The organism is Woeseia oceani (assembly GCF_001677435.1).
Classification (GTDB): domain Bacteria; phylum Pseudomonadota; class Gammaproteobacteria; order Steroidobacterales; family Woeseiaceae; genus Woeseia; species Woeseia oceani.
The window spans coordinates 1,058,884-1,077,427 of the sequence record NZ_CP016268.1 but is presented as its reverse complement, the minus strand read 5'-3'; the positions used below and the strand labels follow the sequence as shown (position 1 = coordinate 1,077,427).

Genomic DNA, 18,544 nt, shown 5'->3' with positions numbered 1-18,544 from the left:
CGTTGCAATTGCACTACGTCACCCGCCGCGTGTCGTTCTACTGAAGGAAGTCCGCGTCTTCGAACAACTCTATGATCGTCGGTCGATTGGCCGTCGATGCCGTTTCCACAAGTTCACGTAAATGTTCGAAACTCGTTGCTGATTCGGCGTGACAGCCGAAACCGCGGGCGATGGTAATAAAGTCCGGTGTGTAAATATCAACACCGATCGTTGGCAGATCGCGTTCCAGCATGTAACGCTTGATCTCACCGTAGCCCAGATTATTCCAGAGCAAGACGATGACAGGCGCGTCCGCCTCAACAGCCGCAGCCAGCTCAGTCAGCGTAAATTGCAAGCCACCGTCACCAACCAGGGCGATGACCTGACGATCTGGCTGAGCCAGCTTGGCACCGATAGCGGCGGGCAATCCATAGCCCAGGGTGCCGTAGCCGGTCGAGGCATTGAACCAGGAACGCGGCTGGCTCGCCTCAAACAGGTGATTTCCGGAATACACCGTTTGCGTTGAATCACCAACGAAAATGGCATCCGGCAATACGTTCTGCAACAACTCGAACATCCGCCGCTGCCCGGTCCATTTGGCCGGCCATTGCGCATCCAGCGTTTGCCGCACTGCTGCCGCACGTTTCGCCCCGTCGCCAACCGATTTGCGTTGCGGCAGGTTTGCCAGCAACGCCTGCATCGCCATGGCCGAATCACTGACGATGGCGACATCAGCCGGGAAGTTGCGATTCAATTGCTGGGCATCGATATCAATGCGTATCAGCGGGCATTCGACACGGAAGCCGGAGTCGAAGGTGACGTCATAGTCGGTTTCGCCAAGCTCGGTGCCAATGGCAATAACGACATCGGCATCGGCGACCAGTTTACGAACGGCCGGCAACGACTGATTGGAACCCAGTGACAAGGGATGGCCTTTTGGCAGCACCCCTTTGGCATTGATCGTCATTGCCGTCGGCGCATCGAGCGCTTCCGCCAGGGCAACAGCCTCAGTGCTGGCATGCGCCGCTCCGCCACCCAACAAGAGCACCGGTTGCCGTGCTTCATGCAGCAGCGAACAGGCGGCCGCAATTGCCGCCGGGCTGGGGCCCGGCCTGCTGGGCAAAGCCCCAAGCGTGGGCCGCACGTGATCTGCCGCGGCGGTAATGACGTTCAGCGGTATCTCAATATGCACGGGCCTTGGCCGCGCACCTGAAAAAACGGCGAATGCCCGGGTCAGGACGGCAGGCAATTCATCCGGTGTCATCAGCGTATGGCTGAACGCTGTCACACCCGAGGTCAGATTGCGCTGGTTGGGCAGCTCGTGCAGATGTCCGTTGCCAAGCCCAAGTTCTGACGAATTGTTGACACTCGAAATGACCAGCATGGGAACGGAATCAGCGTACGCCTGGCCCATCGCGGTCGCGATGTTGGTCATTCCGGGGCCGGTGATAATGAAGCATACGCCGGGTTGCCCGGTAACCCGCGCGTAGCCATCAGCCATGAAGCCGGCACCTTGCTCATGGCGAGGCGTAATGTGCCGGATGTTGGTTGCAGGCAAACCCCGGTAGAGCTCCACGGTGTGCACGCCGGGAATGCCGAAGACTGTGTCGACTCCGGCATCTTCCAGGAGCTGCACGAGCAGTTCGCCACAGGTCAGCATGACGCTGTCCGCGCCTGCACAGTACGCAGGCCATTTCCGAACACTGTCTTCACTAGCGGTGTTCCTTTACCTGGTCGGCATTGACGGCCCCGGCAGAATTTCCCCAGCTGTTGCGCACGAAGGTTGCCAGCGCCGCGAGTTCTTCGTCCGACAGCAAATCACCGAACGGTTCCATCGGCTTCCAGCGCTCCGTTGGCAGCGGTGGATCCGGTAGCTCAGGGCCGTAAAGAATGACGTTGATCAAGGACGCGGGATTGCTCGCACGGACGACCAGGCTGCCGTTAGCAAGCTGCGGGCCAGAGTCGTCACCGCCAAGGCCGGTCGGCAAATGACAGGTACCGCAATGCACGTTGTACAGTGTTTCACCCTGGCGCATGACTTCGGCACTCGGTGCCGGTCCGCCCTTTTGCTCGTTGGCTTCCAGGCTGTTCAGGTATACCGCCATGGCATTGACGTCGGCCCGATCCAGATAGCGTGTACTGTTCAGTATCACTTCGTTCATCGGGCCAAAGGTAGTGACAAAACGGTTTTGCCCGTTCTGCAAATACGCGGCAATTTCTTCTACCGGCCATAGGCCCAGGCCGCTTTGTGCCGACGTCAGATTGGGCGCAGCCCACGGGCGCACGTCGCCCGTCGGCACTTTGTCGTTGTAAGTGCCGCCGGTCATTCGCAGGCTTGATTTTTCGGCCCCCATGAAATTCCGCGGCGTATGACAGACGGAACAATGCGCGAGAGCTTCAACCAGGTAGGCGCCGCGATTCCACTCATCAGTCTGTGTAGCGTCGGCCTCGAGAGGCCCTTCATCGAAAAACAGCGCTTTCCACATGAACAACAGTGAACGCTGATTGAACGGAAATGAGAGTTCGTTCTCTGGTGTGCGTTGCCGCACGGCCGTGATGCTCTGCAAGTAGCTGAAGATGGCGAGGATGTCCTCGTCCGTCATCTTCGTGTACGCCGTATACGGGAAGACAGGGTACAAGTGCTGCCCGTCCGGGCGAACACCTTCGCGCATCGAAGTCAGAAACTGTTCTGCCGTCCAGCTGCCAATACCCGTGTCCGGATCCGGCGTGATATTCGTGGAATAAATGACGCCAAACGGCGTATCAAATTTCAGGCCGCCCGCCATGAATTCGCCGCCATCAACGGTGTGACAACTGGCGCAGTTGCCTGCCGTCAGCAGGTATTTTCCACGTTCAATGTCGTCGGCCGCCTGCGTGTTCGATGCGCCGAACATACCTGCAAAGCACAAGGCAGCTATCGCGACCGGGTAAAGCATGCGGCCCATAGTTCTCCATGAATTCAAAATCTGAAACTCCCTACTTTCGGCTGGCGCCGCTATCGACCCCGATTAGCCGCGCCACTTTATCCCTGACCAGCTGCCCGGCCCGCAACGCTTTTGCCAGAAACCGTTACAACGCCACCGACCGGTCAGTGGCCTCGCGGCCAATCCGGTCACCCGCGTGATTCTCAGGCAATGGCTCATGCCCGGCAGCCAAGACGGCGACCGGCACCCCCATCGTCCAGGCCTGCTGCGGCTCAGACGCTCACCCCAAATATTGCGTTTTTTCTATTATTTGCAGTCTAGAACAATTATTTGAGCAAGTGAAGGCATTCTGGAATGCGTTTTATCGCTTTATACACACTGTTACAGCATTTTGAATTTCCAATCGGACGCCATGGAAACCCGGGCAACGGCGGCTGTTCTACGCGGGTTTGCCGCCAGCCGCAATCGCCCCGTAAGCGCTCGCTGTGGCGCAGGCTAGCCGGCAGATACTTTCAGATGCTCCAGTGTGCGGTCATAGCGTTCGCGTACGATTTGCACGTGCAGCCATTGCTCACAGAAGGTGACAGTAGGCAGCGCCAGCAACTGGGAAACCATTTGGTTGAAATCCCGCAACGAGTTGAAACTCAGCGTGGCAATAATGTCGAATCGTCCTACCGTGCGGGCCATGAATTCGAGGCCCGGCTCTTCGCCTATTCGACGCGTAACGTCAGTCTGATTCGCGTGCACGTTGATACCAATACCGAACAACAGGTCGTCGGTCATGTCCGAGCGTTTCTTGATAGCCCCTATCTGCATGACGCCGGATTCCAGCAAGCGCTGTACCCGCGTTCGGCAGCCGCTCAGCGAGAGACCAACGTTACGCGCAATGTCGGCGTAACTCGCGCGACCGTCCTGCTGCAGCAGTGTGATGATGCTGATGTCGACTTCGTCGAAGTTATGATCAAAGGATTCAGGTTCTTCGCCGAGAAAGAAGCTGCTCAATATCCGCTCGTACAACAGCACCTGCACTTCAGTAACACCTTCGATTGCCCGAATCGTTGCTACTTGCTGACCGAGATCGGCCATGCTGGGCAAACCTGTTTCCGCAATGATTTGATAGGCACCGGCAGCCACCGAAATAAACACCAGTGACTCCATTTCCTCCAACGAGCTCAGGATCGGCTCGATATTCCCGCTTACTTTGATGGACAAGTGCGCTGACACCGTCAAACCCAGCACTCGCGGGTGTGGTCCCGCAATAATCCGGAGCTCGCCGGACTGAATCAGGGGGTTAACCGTCCTTGCGACGAAGTCACGGGTAGTACCCAGCTCGCGGGCGATGTCAGAGTATGAAATACGACCGTGACGCCGCAGGATCGCGATTATATTTTTTGTGAGTTGATCCACCCGCAACAGTCCCCTTCTCGTTCGCATGCGACCACAACAGCAGCTAGGGTAGCGCCTTTGACCTACCTGAACTAGATTGCGGGCTTTGCCAGCCGCCGTTTGTCGCCTGGCCGTCAAACGGCGGCATCAAGCGGTCGCGGGGTTCGCTCGACGGCTGCACACGAGGAAAGGGTTCTAACGACTATTGCGTTTTTTCTTTATTCTAAAGAAATTATGAAGTATTAATAAGCTCTTTTTCCCCGAATTTTCTCTATTTTTATTAATTTGCAGATAATTCGAAACCCCAAGCTTGCTGCCTGACACCCCGGAGGAACGCCTGATGTCACCGTTTTTACGCTCACTTTGCCTGTTCGCTTGTTTCGCGGTATCCACCAATGCATGCGCGCAACTCGAAGAACAACGCTCAACCGGTGGGGGCAAGTGCGAGCGCAGTGTTTACAACTGCGCTGATACACCAAACCCATTACCTCCTGCCGATACCGTCTGGCTGGAAGAAATGACGTGGATGGATGTACGTGACGCGATGGCTTCCGGCAAGACCACCATCATCATTCCCGGCGGCGGTGTTGAACCCAACGGCCCGTGGCTGGCACTCGGCAAACACAACTACGTCCTGCAAGCGACTTGCGATGCGATCGCGCGTGACCTTGGCAACGCATTGTGCGCACCCGTCAATGCCTTCGTGCCCGAAGGTGATCCCGAAACCCGCAGCGGGCACATGGACACGGTCGGCACAATCAGCGTTCGTGATGAAACCTACGAAGCCATCATGACCGACGTCGCCGTCAGCATGCGTGCGCATGGCTTCAAGAATATCGTGCTACTCAGTGACAATGGCGGCAGCAGTCAGTCCATCCTGCAATCCATTGCTGAGCAGCTGAATGCCGCCTGGGGTGGCACGCCCCGCGTACACTACATTCCGGAATACTACGCCAGCTGGAACGATGCCGATCAGGTACTCCTCGATGCCGGTGTTACGAAAAAGGGTGTGCGCGACGGCGTGCATGACGATCCGTCCAGCACCTTCCTGATGATGCTGACGGATCCTCAGACGGTCCGCTGGCAGGCGCGGGTTGACGCTGATCTGGCCACAATTGACGGCGTGTCCATCAGCGACAGGGAAACTGCACGGAAATGGGGCCTCGCGCTCTTGAAAAAGCGTGCCGATCTGACCGTGGCCGCCATTCGCAAATCAGTCGAAGCCCAGTAACCTGGCGGCAGACCACTGCACAGTCTGCAATACACAAGACCCGGCGGGACGCGGTCACCACTTCGTCCCGCCGTTTACTGACCCTTCCACGGTTGCACTTGCCGGTTGCCCGGTGAACTCATCATCCGGCAATACCTGAACGCACGGAACGCAGCAGCGAAGTCAGCAACCCGCTGTCGCTGGCTGCTCCAGAAACTCCACCTCCACGAATGCGCATTCAAAGTCATTGCCATTGATGACATCGTGGCGCACGCCCGCTGGTCGGAAATACGGTGCGCCGTGGGTCATCGGAACTTCAGCCCGCGCGCCGCTTTCGTCTTCGATTTCGAGTTGCCCATCAAATAACGGTACAACAACGTAATCGTATTCATGTTCGTGCCAGCCGGTGTTGTCTCCGCGTTTGGAAAATGTCCAACGAGTTACGCGAGTTCTGCCGTTCTCAATCAGGATAGTCGGTGTGGCGCTGCCGGTTGAATTTTGCCTGCACATCAATAGCTCGTCCGTTTCGGGTCTCTCTGGGCGCGGCGATACCCGCCGCCCACTCTGTCGCACAGCGAGTGCCGTGCCTGCATACTCTGCCTTGCCTGGCTGACGATGGCCTGTCAGCGGCCTATCGCAAGCGGCGCGATCGTACCAGACGGGGACCGTGCACGAGGTGTTGGCGTGGCGCCGGCGATCCACAGGCTGCCGGACCCAGCTGCCCGGCAGCGCGTGGCAGACCCATAGCCACAGGCGCTGCTCAACAACTGGCGACCCGTATACGAAGGCCCCTGAAGGGCCATCGCCGGCAATAGAGATGTACGGGCAATACCCGACTTCGCCGCCGCACGAATCGAACGGGCCATAGCGAAACGGGCATGACGGCACGGCCTGAAGTCGCCTATTCTTCAGAATCAGAAGACAGGCATACGGCATCGGGAGCAATCATGAAGCGACGAATTCTATTGGCCTTACTACTACTTTCACCCGCAAGCTGGGCAGGCAGCCCGCTGGTCCTCCAGTCGGATTTCGGGCTCAAGGATGCCGCCGTGGCTTCCATGAAAGGTGTCGCTGTCGGCGTATCGCCCGACCTCGGCATTTATGACCTGACTCACGACGTTCCCGTATTCAATATCTGGGAAGCGTCATTGCGCCTTGTACAGGCGGCCGAGTACTGGCCTGAAGGCACGGTCTTTGTTTCCGTTGTTGACCCCGGCGTGGGCACCAAGCGCAAATCGGTAGTCCTCGAGACGCGGTCCGGGCACTACTTTGTAACGCCGGACAATGGCACGCTGACGTTTGTTGCCGAGTCGCTGGGCATCAAGGCCGTGCGGGAGATCGATGAAGCCGTCAACCGTCTCGCGAACTCTGAGGAATCGTATACCTTCCATGGCCGCGACGTGTACGCCTACACTGGCGCACGACTGGCCGCCGGTATCATTTCCTTTGAGGAAGTTGGCCAATCACTGGCAAACGAAGTCGTGAGCATTCCCTATCAGCGCGCGACCTTTGCGGACGGCGTGATCCGGGGCAACATCCCCATCCTCGACATCCAGTTCGGCAATGTCTGGAGCAATGTTTACCGCGATACATTCCGCAAGCTTGGCGCCAAACCCGGCGACATCCTGAATGTTCGCGTGCTCAACAAAGGTCAGGTCGCGTGGCAAGGCAAAGTGCCCTACTTCACAACCTTTGGTGCCGTGGAACTGGGCGAACCCATTCTGTACCTGAACAGCCTGAATGACGTGTCGCTTGCGATCAATCAGGGCAGCTTTGCCGACACTCACGGCATCGGTTCCGGCGCCGACTGGAGCATCGAAATTCGCAAGTAGCCCAAGTGCCATGGCGCGCTCCGGAAACACACCCGGGCTGCGCCATGGCAGTGTGCGTACCCATCGATACACCGGATGGTTGCGGCGCCGCAGCCACCTCCCGACCGGCCAGGTCACTCTGATCAACCGGCAACCTCGTGACTATTGCGTGACTAGTCACGTATATGTTAGCATCCTGCGGATGAAAACCACCCGCAAAGAACCGCAGCAGCTCGCACTAAGCTTCGCTGCCGCATGGCACCGCCTGGAACGGCGACTGAGCAACAGCTTGTCAGCAGTAAGGGGTATCAGCCTCGCTGAGTACCGGCTGTTGCGGACTCTGGCTGAAGCTCACGACATGCAGGCCAGCCGGGTCGACCTCGCCTACGCAATGGGAGTTACGCCCTCGGGAGTTACGCGCGCACTGCGGCCGCTCGAAAAGCTTGGCATGGTCACAACGGTCAAGAGTGAACGCGACGCGCGGCTCGCGATAGCAACTTTGACGCCCGCCGGTCGCGAGGTGGTTGACGACGCCTCAATGGTAGTCGATGACTCGATGACGTCGTTACTGAAGTCGTCGACGTTGTCGGCTGATGGCGTACGAAAAACCATAGAAATGCTCGATCGGCTCGCGCGCTGATTTTTGCGCTCGAACAAACAGCAATACAGTTAAATTCTATCCAGCCAGTAACATCACAGCGGTACGAGGCGAAACAACAGGCTCGCATCAATCGTCAAAAAACGGACAGGTACCGGGCGGGTAATTACGGGCCGTCGCTAGCAGCAGAACTGCAGCCAGGGTAGGAACCGGACATGGATCAAAGGTGAATATGGAACAATCACTACTGCTTGCCAGCCTGCTTGTGTTCATGGGCTTCCTGATGATTCCCATCTCGCACCGCCTTGGCGCGCCCATTTTGTTACTGGTCCTGATCGGTGGCATGCTCGCTGGCGAAGACGGTCCAGGGCAGGTGCAGTTCAGTAATTTTTCCGCCGCCTATCAGGTAGGCGGTGTTGCACTGGCCGTCATACTGTTCGCGGGCGGCCTGGAGACCAATCTTCGTGAACTGCGTGGCGCACGCTTGCCGGCAACACTGCTGGCGACGGTGGGCGTGGTACTCACCGCAGCCGTCGCAGGACTCGCAGCAACCTGGATACTGGACGTCCCGCTCGCCATCGGCTTGCTGCTGGGCGCGGTAGTCGCCTCAACCGACGCGGCGGCGACCTTCCTGCTGATACAGCAAAGCAGAATCGGCCTGCCATCGCGATTGCAGAACACGCTGACCCTCGAATCCGGCCTCAATGACCCGATGGCCATCTTCCTGACCATTGCACTGACTACGCTCGTGAACTCTGGGGATGACTTCGCATTATCGTCACTTGGTAACTTTGTCCCGTTGCTGCTGCTGCAAATAGGGCTCGGTGTACTGATGGGTGTTGCTGGCGGACTTACGATTACGAAACTGCTCGATCGGCTGGAATTGTCCGAGGGACTGTACCCCCCGATGGCACTGGCCGGATCAATGAGCGTATTTGCCGGAACCGATTTGCTGGGTGGCAGCGGCTTCCTCGCGATCTACCTGTGTGGGCTCGTCATCTCGGCGCGACTGCAACGTCCGGTGAAGCGAATTCTGCATTTCAACGAAGGTTTGCAGTGGCTGAGTCAGATTGTTCTGTTCCTGATGCTTGGCCTCTTGGTCACGCCAAGCGCCCTGATCGGAATGCTGCCCGCAGGTCTCGCCATCGCCGCCGTCCTGATCTTCATCGCTCGGCCGATTGCTGTATTGAGCTGCATCGCCCCTCTCGGCTTCCGCGTTCGGGAGCAGACATTTATCAGCTGGGTTGGATTACGCGGCGCTGTGCCGATTTACCTGGCAATTTTCCCGGTGATAACACCGGGCCCGGTAACCGCGGAGTTCTTCAACATCGTCTTCGTGATTGTGGTTGCCTCGCTGTTATTGCAAGGCTCGACCGTAGGTCTCGCGGCCCGCATTCTGCGAGTGGCTCGCAAGAACAACGCTCACGAGCCACCTGCTGCCAGTATTAACGTGCGACAGTAAATCGCTACCGGATCAGGAATCCAGACCCCGTCGCGACATGACGTGGCATCGTCAGCAATACCAGGTCGGCACTGGTGTCCGGCGTGAAGCCATAGGTCGTTCTTGTTCTCATCCGTGAGATTCTTGACGATCAAGCTCACCCTCGGTCGCAGCACTTCTGTCTGCCGCGCGCAGCCAATCATGAATTCCAGCATCCGGTAAGAATCCAGCGGCGTGGAAATTGTCAGGTTTTTGGGTGAGGCAGACCGGTAAGAAAAGCTGAACGAACTGTCGACGTCCCAATCCGCCCTGGCGCCTTCCTATCGGAGATGCGCCGCCCCTGTCCCTTTTTTGGCGCTTGCGCCAAACGGTAGCGGACGGAATGAACCCTTCTGTTGCCGAGGTAAAGTCCGTAGAGGATCGCGAAATAAAGTGCGCGCCGATCAAACGAACGCTGAAGCCATTGCCGAGCAAAGCGCTGCAGGACAACTCAGTGCCGGTGGACCGTGCCTTGCCGATATTACCCACGCAGGCAATGACGCCGGCACACGGCTGTATCTGCATGTCTGACCAGTCGAAATCAAAGAACGAAAGAGCAGTCGTCTAATATGTTTGCCCCCTCGAGGCATTCGGCTTAGCTGATTTCCTATAAACGTACTGTTCATATATGATTATTCTCAGGCGTCGTCACTATCATGCCTGTAGGTTGTCAAGCTTCGGGAGTCCGCTACCAACCCTCGACAATGCGGCCCGTACGGCGCGGGCTGTGACCGCAAGACTACCTGCGAGATTCGCGGTCATGGCATTAGCGCTCGCTGCTGAGGATAATGGCACTCTAGGTACCCACCAGTTTTCGAAGACAGCTGAAGCCAATGGCCAAGAAAGAGAAATCCACAGTTTACCGAGCACCCGCCCTCGACAAGGGACTGGAGATACTCGAGCTGCTGGCCGACGTGAAAGAACCCATGACGCTTACACAAATTGCGTCCGTACTGAATCGCTCAAGAAGCGAGTTATACCGAATGACGGCCGTGCTGGTGGAAAGGGGTTACCTGATTCGCGACACGGCCAGCGATGCGTTGAGTATCTCGAACCGCCTGTTCGACCTCGGAATGCTCGCAAGCCCGGTGGGAACACTGGTTGAAGCAGCCTTCCCGACTCTGCACGCCTTATCCGAGGCGACGCTGCAGTCATGCCATCTTGCGGTCGCAAGCGGCAATCGGATGGTTGTGATCGCGCGCGTCGAAAGCCCTTCCAGCGTTGGGATAGCGGTTCGCGTAGGTCATCATCTGGACCTGTATGAATCCGGATCCGGCCTCACATTGCTGGCATGGATGGACGAGGAGCAACGCACACGATTACTAAGGCGGTATTCGAAACAAAACGGCGATATCGATATTGACGAGATGAACAACACACTCGATAAGGCCAGGCGTAAAGGGTATGTGCGCCGCAAGAGCTCACTGGTACAGAGTGTTGAAGATCTTTCCTGCCCGGTCTTCATGGGCGATCACGAACACGTGATTGCCTGCCTGACCGTGCCGTTCCTGAAAGGCCGCGCCGCCGCTGTGCCCGTTGCCGATGCCCTTCAACACCTGATGGATGCATCAAAAGCACTGTCCGCACTGAGCCCGCGTTATGGCGGCTTCTGACGCTGCAGTCCAAACAGGTCCACGGTGGGTAGTTTCATGAACTCACAGACCCTGAAGGGCGGCACCGTGTCGGGCTACTGCAAGCCGGACTTTTCGGATGTCCAGGCCGCATTTACCCGCAACTTCACCGAGCGGGGGGAAGCAGGCGCGTCGCTATGCGTTATCTTGCGGGGCGAACCGGTGATCGACCTTTGGGGCGGTAGCGCAAACTCCGCGGCATCCATCGACTGGCAGGAAAACACCATCACCCGCGTATTCTCCTGCACCAAAGGGGCGGTGGCCTTGTGCGTTCATATGCTCGCCGATGCGGGTGCTCTGGACCTGTATGCGCCAGTTTCCAAATACTGGCCGGAGTTTCAGAAGGACTGTACAACCACCATTCCTGTCTGGATGCTGCTCAATCATCAGGCAGGCCTGCCGGCTCTGCGAAAAACACTGACCGCGGATGAAGTGTGCGACTCGCGCGAACTCGCTGCACAATTGGCGCAGGAACCGCTGTTCTGGGAACCAGGAACGACGCACGGCTACCATGCATTGAGTTTTGGCGCCTTGCTGAATGAATTGATCTTCCGCATTACCGGCCTCTCGGTCAGGCAGTTCTTCCAACGGGAAATTGCCGAGCCGCTGGACCTGGATTTCTGGATTGGCTTGCCTCCAGAGGAAGAACCGCGGGTGGCGCCGACCATGCTGCCGAACACAACCGCGCCGCCGGCCTCGGTGAATCCTGTCGCTGCGCACGTGAGAAATAATCTCGGCGCTTTCCTGCTCAATCTGAACGACTCCACCAGCCGCGCCGCGGAGATGCCAGCTGGCGGTGGCATAACCAACGCCAGGTCGCTGGCGCGTCTGTACGCACCACTGTCGCTGGACGGTTCGTTTGCCGGCAAACGCCTGCTTAGCGCAGATGCCCTGGCGCGCATGGCTTACGCAACATCGGCGTCGGGCAAGGACCAGACGCTGGGTATCGCAACCTGCTTCACGCTGGGGTTCGCAAAATCATGGGGTCTGGGTCGCGTGCCAGCTGGTACCGGCTACGCAATCGGCGAGCGCGCGTTTGGGCACCCGGGCATGGGCGGCTCAATCGCATTTGCCGACCCTGCCGAGGAGTTCTCGTTTGCCTACACGATGAATCAGATGAACGGCTCGCCGTCGCTTGATGACCGAGCGCAAACCCTTATCGATGAAATGTACAAAGCGCTCGGCTATCAGACCCGCGACGACGGTTTCTGGCGCTAGCCACCCGGAAAAACCAGCTGCGCAAGGTACGGCTGTAAAGCCGCTTGCAATGCTTCTTCATCCTCCGGCAGCACCGGGCATGGCCAGCAATGCCAGATCTCCTCGTGCGACAAGGTCGCATTCGGCTCCAGCACTTGCAGTGGACCCAGGCTTTCCAGTTCCAGAAAACCCGGCATGGTAAACGCCTCGAAATTGCAGCCCATGTCCGCGTATCTCAAGCCGTCGCGGAATCCAAAGGTCTTGATGAACAGAACCCCGTGATTCCAGCTCGCCGCCCAGCGCTGTTTGTTCAACAAGCCGAACTTGATTTTGTAGTCGACGTTACTGTCTTCACGCAGCTCGATGAAACGATCACCCCAGCGTACACGCGGATCACCCATGCGGGTGTAGTGCCACAACGTTAAGGTTCGCGCGGGGTACAAATGCTCGGGGTGTGGCCTGAAGTCCTCCTGCGGAACGATCGCCCGTGTGCCGGGCGCCAATAACGTCGCACTCCAGGCCGCAAGTTCGACGCTCCAGAGATTGGTATTCGTCAAGCAGTGCTGCAACCGCACTCTGCCGCCCTCTTCAAAATGCAGATCGATTGCTTTTTGAACCCCCGTTGTTGGCTCCGTTTTTTGCACCAACCGCAAGACCGAATCTCGCCAGTCATTGCTAACCGGATCAAAATCCGGACTGTAGCTCCGCGGATGCTCTTCCGGCGCATGCCAAAGCCGATGGCCACCGAACAGCATGTACTTGTCCGCACGCATACACCCGAGCTCTTCTGCAAACTCCTTGAACAGGTTCGCCCCACCGTTCAGACGACAACTGATGACCCGAGGCCCAACGTCCAGGGTTACGATCAACTCCAGATCGCCATGCTGCACATACGCGCAGTTTGGCCAGTCGCGGTAAGCAGAAATTTTGTATTCAGCCATCTTGCGGCTCCTGAATTGACTTGCCGCATGCTGATAGCGGCGCTCTTTTGACGAATGACGCCATTACGGCCTCACGTGGTCTGCAACGATATCCAGACGTAGGGGCTCAGTGCCGGCTGACAGCTTTACAGGCCCGGTGTCGACACGACGCTGGCCCCGACCACGGACTACAACCTCCGAGATCAGCAACTCGCCGTGCAACACACTGAGCTGAAACGACGTGCCCGTTATGCGGTACTGACCCCAGGCGTAGCCGTTGGACCAAAACCAGCAGCCATCCTCGCCGTTGACCCGCAGTTCGGCGGTTATCGCGGAGTAATGGAACCCGGTCCATGCGAGCCCGGCAGCCCAGCTCGCGAGTGCGCGGACGTAGTGATGCCCGCACTCAGCTTCATCAAAAGGATTTCGTTTCCTGCCATCGTACCGATCCCTGATATTCCTGATACAGGACAACCCTTGTTCACGCAGCCCTTCGAAAATCATCCCGGCCGCAGCGCTGTACTCGAAGCCGCTCATCACTTCACTGAAATAGGGAAACGGAAATTCGCCCCGCGGCCCTTTCGGGTATGCAGCCATCAGCAGCGCCTTTTCGTCACCCAGGGCAAATGTCCGCATGACATTGAAGTGCCCATGAAAGCCGTCTTGCTGATTCCATTTGGCAACGCTGGAGAGCGCCTTTCTAATGTTTCGCGGATCACCGAGATAGCCCAAGCCACAGACATGGGACATCAACTGCCCAACGCACTGATCGATCAAACACCCATCCAGCAGCTGGTGGCTACGATCCGCAGGCTTGTCCGGAAACAGTATTTGTTCTGCGGGAATCGCACCCGGGATCGCCGGCTCGATATATTTGTGCTCGTAATAGTCGCCGTTGAACAGGACTTCATCAGTGGCGGTTGAACCCGCATGGAACAACTGGCCGCACCGTTCGCTGAACGATTCGTCGCCGATCGCGGCCGCCATCTTAGCCCCGGCGCGCAAGGCCCCGAGATACCAGAACTGCATTTGCGGATTGGGTCCGTAATATTCGACGTCCATGGTGTTGTGCTGACAACCTTCCATAAGCCCGTCCTGATCTGCATCCCAGCCACCAACGATCCAGCAATACTCCAGCGCCTTTCTGACCCGGGGCCACAGGCGCCGCAGCCGCGCCGTGTCGCCGCTCAGGGTCCAGTCCCGGTACATCTTCATGATGCAGCCCATCTGGCCGTCGGCCGCCACCTTGCCGAAGTCACGCGCACGCGTGGCAAACGGCTGCATGACACGGAATGCCATGTCGCCCCGTTCGCCGGTCGCCAGTTCGAACTCAACCTCGCGCATGCCCAGAGAAAGCTCGCCCCACAAAAAGGCCAGAGCCTGCTCGTAGTTCCACACATGCGTGCAGGAACCTTCGCAATAACCCTGCTGATCGCCACAACCCTCGAAGCTGCAAAAGGTGCCGTCCGGCAGCCGCTGACAGGTTTCGGTGAACAGGGTCGACAAATTGCACAGCATTGCTTCCTTGATCGCCGCCGGCACATCGCTTTCGCACAGAGCGCGAACAAACTTGACGGTGGTTGCCTCCAGCGCTGGCATGCGCGGCACCAGCTGCTCCATGGCATTCCATGCATCAGTGTATTGAGCGGTGTACCAATTACCCACCAATTCATCGTGCTTGCCGCTGGTCCAGTCCATGCGGTTGGGAAAGTGCCAGGTCAGGAAGAACGTCACTGACCGGGATTCGCCCGGTTGTAAATCACAATGCACCGCCAGAGAGCCGGTCGGTACATCTGTAGTGACCTGCTCTCGGTCACTCAAACGGCCATCGGCATCGAGGTCATTTCTGAAATCAAGCAACGCAGAATAGTATTTATTGTCCAGCCAGCAGGTACGCGCGCTGGTTTGCTCTGCTGCAGCGGTTGCCAGCGCGACCGAACCAAAGTTTTGACTCCCGCGGTCTACGTCGTTGGAAAAGAAATAGAGCCCCTGGACCTGCTCGCTTTGCCGAACCTCGATACGGTTGTTATTCGGCCCGGAGTAGCGCACCCGACCATTGCCCAGCAGCTCGCGACTTTTCGGGTCCATGCCGATGAAGTTCGGCAGTGTCGCGATGGTCGCGACTTGCACGGGATCGCTCGAATGATTGTGCAGGACGTACCTGAGCTGAATCACCGGCTGTGAACTGCTGTCAGCATCGGCCGGAATGACCGGACTGAATGCCTGCATTGTTACCGACACCGGCACATCATCATCGGTCAGATGGACCTGCGCCAACGGGTACGCGGCATCGAAACGGCATTCGCGAAAACGGGGTATTCCATGGTTAGGCCGTCGGCAGCCGACGCTGCCTTGATAATCAGCGCTGTCGACAGGTCCTTCAATCAGGCGTAGTTCACTGCCTGAACCGGCCTTACTGATGTGCATCATGACGCAAGGCGCAATATCCAGGGAGCTCGGCACGAACCCCTTGGACGGCTTGTTGAACAGCTCGAAATCCCGCAAGTCGCCGCTGCCACCGATCGAAACCGAGCCCGCGCCCATGCCGCCGAGCGGCATTGCGATGTTGCGCAAGTGGGGGCCGGTATACGAAGTCAGAACTGGCCAGTCAGGCTTGCTCATGTCATTCACGCTGCATTTGCCACCGTTACAGTCCCGAGGCACGGTTAGTCCCGGATTGCAGCGGCAAAGCGTTGCGGTCCGGTGTCAACTCCAGGCCACTTAAACGGGCCTGCAAGGACGGTATGCTGGCGACGGGCGCGCTGGGAACTGCTTCGTACCAGAATGTGCAACTCGACCAGTCGTCCTCGCGCTCGTATAAACCGGCCTGGTACTCGGCAAAGGTTGCAACCGGAGGTTGCAGACCAATCTGCTGCACGGTGACGCGAATATCCTGATGCCAGTAGACAGGATCCGGGATATGCCAGCGGTACATCGACACCGGACCGGAATCGAGCCTCTCGCCGGTAACCAGGTTGGCGCCGTTATATAACAGCGCATTCTGCTGAACGCCCCACGACAAGCCCACGTAGTCTTCCGCGCCGGTCCCAACGATCGTTGCAAACTCCCTGTCGCCGTCCAGGTAAATCTTTACCTCACCCTCGCCCCACCAATTCGGGTCAGACGGGCGAATACCCAGTACCGCGCCGAGGTAACGGCCGGCACCCGAGCGCCGGGGAAGAATCTCGAAATCGTCTCGTAACTTGGTGGGGTTCTGACGATGAAACTGTGAATGCAGGCGGCCGAAACCCGCAGCGTGCACATCACCTACGGTGTAATCGATCTGATAAAAAAACAGCACTTCGATATCCAGATCATTGCTGATGGTCACCCGGCCATTCTCCTGAAACGGCATGGGCAACCAGATATTCATGCCATATTTTTCGGAGACGGAATGCACCGCGGTACTGAACGGCTCCGTCTTGCCGTGGGCAAAGCCGAAGAAATCCCCCAACGGCGCCTCGACGCTGGGATGCTCCTGACCGTCCCAGTAGATTCGCAGCACAAGACCTCGCATCGCATCCGCTACATTGTAGGTTGTCATCCACATGTGCCGGATAACGCCAGGGCCTTCAATGTTCGCCAACTCCAGCGTTGCGCCGGGAGGGATCATTCGGGCCGGACTGCCCTTGCGCCCGGTACCGAGGGGGCTGGCTATCGTGCCGCCGGAACCTTTCGCTCCCGTTGGATTCTCGAACGTAATCGAGCGACTGTGTACATGTGCCGGAACGTCGTAAAACTCAGTCATTGCGAAGGCCTGCCCTGGTCGATGCGGTAGAGGTCAAATCCGCAATGTAGCGCACATCAAAGTATTTGCAGACGCAAATTGACATTCCGGAATGTGAAAGGTATCTTTTTCTAAGTTTCATATATAAATGTTTTTTTCATAAGTGATCTTATTGACCGTTCGCAAGACAGTCAAGCGCCTACCGGGCGCGGTCGTCCACAAGCGGCGAACCGCCTGCCAGGCGTAGCGGAACATGCTATGTGTTCAGCACCAAAACACAGCCGAAGCGCCCAACTGCATGGCATCGGCAACACAACTACAACAGCTACAGCAGCCCACCAGGATCAACACGTGAGCACATTCAGTTCGGCCACAAACATTCGGATAACCGGCTTCAGTATTCGCGATATTCGGTTCCCAACCAGCGACGAGCAACACGGCTCCGACGCGATGAACAGCGCCCCGGACTACTCCGCCGCATACCTGACACTGGAAACCAATCAACCCGGCCTGCAGGGCAACGGGCTGGCATTTACTATTGGTCGCGGCAATGAAGTCTGCTGCGCTGCGCTGAATGCCATTGCGCATCACGCAATCAATCGTTCGCTGGAGTCCATCGTTGCTGATTCCGCCGCGTTCTCGAATGCACTGACCGGCGATGATCAGATTCGCTGGCTGGGTCCCGAGAAAGGCGTCGTCCATCTTGCCGCGGCAGCGGTGATCAATGCTGTGTGGGACCTGCACGCCAAAGCCAGCGGGAAACCCCTGTGGCGCTTGCTCGCGGAAATGAGCCCTGAAGAAATCGTGCGTTGCGTCGACTTCCGCTACCTGAGCGATGCACTGACCCCGGACGAAGCGCTGGCGCTATTAAAAGAAGCCGAGGCTGGTAAAGAGGCCCGGATCGAAACGTTGCTGGCCGACGGGTTCCCGGCGTATACAACGTCGGCCGGCTGGATCGGCTATTCGGATGAAAAAGTCCGCCAACTCTGTCTAAGCGCAATCGATGACGGCTGGAATCACCTGAAAATGAAGGTCGGCACGTCACTGGACGATGATCTGCGACGCGCTGCATTGATTCGCGAAACGATAGGGCCTGACCGCTCGCTGATGATGGATGCGAATCAGGTATGGGAAGTCGATGAAGCGATCACGCACATCAAGCGCCTCGCGGAATTTCGCCCGCTTTGGATAGAGGAACCTACCAGCCCCGATGACATACTCGGCTACGCCGCAATTGCAGATGCCGTAAAGCCGATCAAGCTGGCCGCAGGCGAACATTGCCAGAACCGCATCACCTTCAAACAGTTGATGAAGCTCGGCGCAATCGATTTCTGCCAAATTGACAGCTGCCGGGTCGCCGGTGTGAACGAAAATATCGCGATCATTCTGTTGGCGAAGAAATTCGGCATTCCGGTTTGCCCTCATGCAGGGGGCGTGGGCTTGTGTGAGCAGGTCCAACATCTGGCGATGTTCGACTTCATTGCATTGGGCGGCCCCCTGGACGGCCGGTTGATCGAATACGTGGACCATTTGCACGAGCATTTCCTTGACCCGGTGACGGTTCGGCGCGGGCGCTATGTCGCGCCGGACAAACCAGGCTTTAGTATTGAGATGAAGCAACACACGCTGCGGCAATACGAATACCCCGGTGGGCCCGTTTGGCGCAGAAGGGTAGGCTAGA

At 57.8% G+C, this 18,544-nt stretch carries 15 protein-coding genes; 8 read left to right on the top strand and 7 right to left on the bottom strand.

Annotated elements, in window-relative coordinates; all coding sequences use genetic code 11:
• Positions 1-37: 37 nt before the first annotated feature.
• From BA177_RS04575 to BA177_RS04565, 3 genes are all read right to left on the bottom strand, one after another.
• Positions 38-1,639, bottom strand: a complete 1,602-nt coding sequence (locus BA177_RS04575) for a 5-guanidino-2-oxopentanoate decarboxylase (protein WP_068613473.1) — start codon at positions 1,637-1,639, stop codon at positions 38-40.
• Positions 1,640-1,691: 52 nt separating this feature from the next.
• Positions 1,692-2,924 carry a cytochrome c gene (locus BA177_RS04570; protein WP_197493335.1) on the bottom strand — a complete coding sequence of 411 codons (1,233 nt, stop codon included), beginning with the start codon at positions 2,922-2,924 and terminating at the stop codon, positions 1,692-1,694.
• Positions 2,925-3,398: 474 nt separating this feature from the next.
• A complete protein-coding gene (locus tag BA177_RS04565; protein ID WP_068613471.1) occupies positions 3,399-4,310 on the bottom strand; it encodes an Lrp/AsnC family transcriptional regulator in 912 nt (303 codons plus the stop codon).
• Between the two features lie 319 nt (positions 4,311-4,629).
• Between BA177_RS04565 and BA177_RS04560 the strand changes: the two genes are divergently transcribed.
• On the top strand, positions 4,630-5,520 hold the full coding sequence (locus BA177_RS04560) for a creatininase family protein (protein ID WP_156762698.1): 891 nt from the start codon (positions 4,630-4,632) through the stop codon (positions 5,518-5,520).
• Between the two features lie 162 nt (positions 5,521-5,682).
• Here the strand turns inward: BA177_RS04560 and BA177_RS04555 are convergent, their stop codons facing one another.
• Positions 5,683-6,009, bottom strand: a complete 327-nt coding sequence (locus tag BA177_RS04555; RefSeq protein WP_068618893.1) for a cupin domain-containing protein — start codon at positions 6,007-6,009, stop codon at positions 5,683-5,685.
• Between the two features lie 437 nt (positions 6,010-6,446).
• Between BA177_RS04555 and BA177_RS04550 the strand changes: the two genes are divergently transcribed.
• The 6 genes from BA177_RS04550 (at position 6,447) to BA177_RS04530 (ending at position 12,237) form a co-directional block, all read left to right on the top strand.
• Positions 6,447-7,331: an SAM hydrolase/SAM-dependent halogenase family protein gene (locus BA177_RS04550; protein ID WP_068618892.1), complete on the top strand. Its 885-nt coding sequence runs from the start codon at positions 6,447-6,449 to the stop codon at positions 7,329-7,331.
• Positions 7,332-7,512: 181 nt separating this feature from the next.
• Complete coding sequence (locus tag BA177_RS18745; RefSeq protein ID WP_068613465.1) at positions 7,513-7,950, top strand: MarR family winged helix-turn-helix transcriptional regulator; 438 nt, start codon at positions 7,513-7,515, stop codon at positions 7,948-7,950.
• A gap of 190 nt (positions 7,951-8,140) precedes the next feature.
• Positions 8,141-9,370 (top strand): potassium/proton antiporter, encoded by a 1,230-nt coding sequence (locus tag BA177_RS04540; RefSeq protein WP_068618889.1) that lies wholly within the window; start codon positions 8,141-8,143, stop codon positions 9,368-9,370.
• Between the two features lie 411 nt (positions 9,371-9,781).
• Positions 9,782-9,919: a hypothetical protein gene (locus BA177_RS18530; protein ID WP_156762697.1), complete on the top strand. Its 138-nt coding sequence runs from the start codon at positions 9,782-9,784 to the stop codon at positions 9,917-9,919.
• Positions 9,920-10,221: 302 nt separating this feature from the next.
• A complete protein-coding gene (locus tag BA177_RS04535; RefSeq protein ID WP_068613461.1) occupies positions 10,222-11,001 on the top strand; it encodes an IclR family transcriptional regulator in 780 nt (259 codons plus the stop codon).
• A gap of 36 nt (positions 11,002-11,037) precedes the next feature.
• Positions 11,038-12,237: a serine hydrolase domain-containing protein gene (locus BA177_RS04530; protein WP_068613459.1), complete on the top strand. Its 1,200-nt coding sequence runs from the start codon at positions 11,038-11,040 to the stop codon at positions 12,235-12,237.
• On the opposite strand, the gene BA177_RS04525 is transcribed toward BA177_RS04530, so the two are convergent.
• The 3 genes from BA177_RS04525 to BA177_RS04515 all read right to left on the bottom strand — a co-directional run bounded on the left by BA177_RS04525 (position 12,234) and on the right by BA177_RS04515 (position 16,884).
• Positions 12,234-13,157, bottom strand: a complete 924-nt coding sequence (locus BA177_RS04525) for a hypothetical protein (protein ID WP_068613456.1) — start codon at positions 13,155-13,157, stop codon at positions 12,234-12,236. The two genes, BA177_RS04530 and BA177_RS04525, sit on opposite strands and share 4 nt — an antisense overlap.
• A 63-nt stretch (positions 13,158-13,220) precedes the next feature.
• Positions 13,221-15,758, bottom strand: coding sequence for a GH116 family glycosyl-hydrolase (locus BA177_RS04520; protein ID WP_068613453.1), 2,538 nt, complete (start codon positions 15,756-15,758; stop codon positions 13,221-13,223).
• Positions 15,759-15,783: 25 nt separating this feature from the next.
• Positions 15,784-16,884 (bottom strand): glycoside hydrolase family 172 protein, encoded by a 1,101-nt coding sequence (locus BA177_RS04515; protein WP_068613450.1) that lies wholly within the window; start codon positions 16,882-16,884, stop codon positions 15,784-15,786.
• 330 nt (positions 16,885-17,214) lie between these two features.
• On the opposite strand from BA177_RS04515, the gene BA177_RS04510 reads away from it, so the two are divergent.
• Positions 17,215-18,543: an L-fuconate dehydratase gene (locus tag BA177_RS04510; RefSeq protein ID WP_197493334.1), complete on the top strand. Its 1,329-nt coding sequence runs from the start codon at positions 17,215-17,217 to the stop codon at positions 18,541-18,543.
• The last annotated feature ends 1 nt before the right edge of the window (position 18,544 follow it).

What these genes read in the sequence shown, in the direction of transcription:
- BA177_RS04515 (WP_068613450.1), bottom strand. Translation starts at nt 16,884, where the DNA reads ATGACTGAGTTTTACGACGTTCCGGCACATGTACACAGTCGCTCGATT.
- BA177_RS04520 (WP_068613453.1), bottom strand. Translation starts at nt 15,758, where the DNA reads ATGAGCAAGCCTGACTGGCCAGTTCTGACTTCGTATACCGGCCCCCAC.
- BA177_RS18745 (WP_068613465.1), top strand. Translation starts at nt 7,513, where the DNA reads ATGAAAACCACCCGCAAAGAACCGCAGCAGCTCGCACTAAGCTTCGCT.
- BA177_RS04525 (WP_068613456.1), bottom strand. Translation starts at nt 13,157, where the DNA reads ATGGCTGAATACAAAATTTCTGCTTACCGCGACTGGCCAAACTGCGCG.
- BA177_RS04570 (WP_197493335.1), bottom strand. Translation starts at nt 2,924, where the DNA reads ATGGGCCGCATGCTTTACCCGGTCGCGATAGCTGCCTTGTGCTTTGCA.
- BA177_RS04560 (WP_156762698.1), top strand. Translation starts at nt 4,630, where the DNA reads ATGTCACCGTTTTTACGCTCACTTTGCCTGTTCGCTTGTTTCGCGGTA.
- BA177_RS04555 (WP_068618893.1), bottom strand. Translation starts at nt 6,009, where the DNA reads ATGTGCAGGCAAAATTCAACCGGCAGCGCCACACCGACTATCCTGATT.
- BA177_RS04535 (WP_068613461.1), top strand. Translation starts at nt 10,222, where the DNA reads ATGGCCAAGAAAGAGAAATCCACAGTTTACCGAGCACCCGCCCTCGAC.
- BA177_RS04575 (WP_068613473.1), bottom strand. Translation starts at nt 1,639, where the DNA reads ATGCTGACCTGTGGCGAACTGCTCGTGCAGCTCCTGGAAGATGCCGGA.
- BA177_RS04540 (WP_068618889.1), top strand. Translation starts at nt 8,141, where the DNA reads ATGGAACAATCACTACTGCTTGCCAGCCTGCTTGTGTTCATGGGCTTC.
- BA177_RS04550 (WP_068618892.1), top strand. Translation starts at nt 6,447, where the DNA reads ATGAAGCGACGAATTCTATTGGCCTTACTACTACTTTCACCCGCAAGC.
- BA177_RS04530 (WP_068613459.1), top strand. Translation starts at nt 11,038, where the DNA reads ATGAACTCACAGACCCTGAAGGGCGGCACCGTGTCGGGCTACTGCAAG.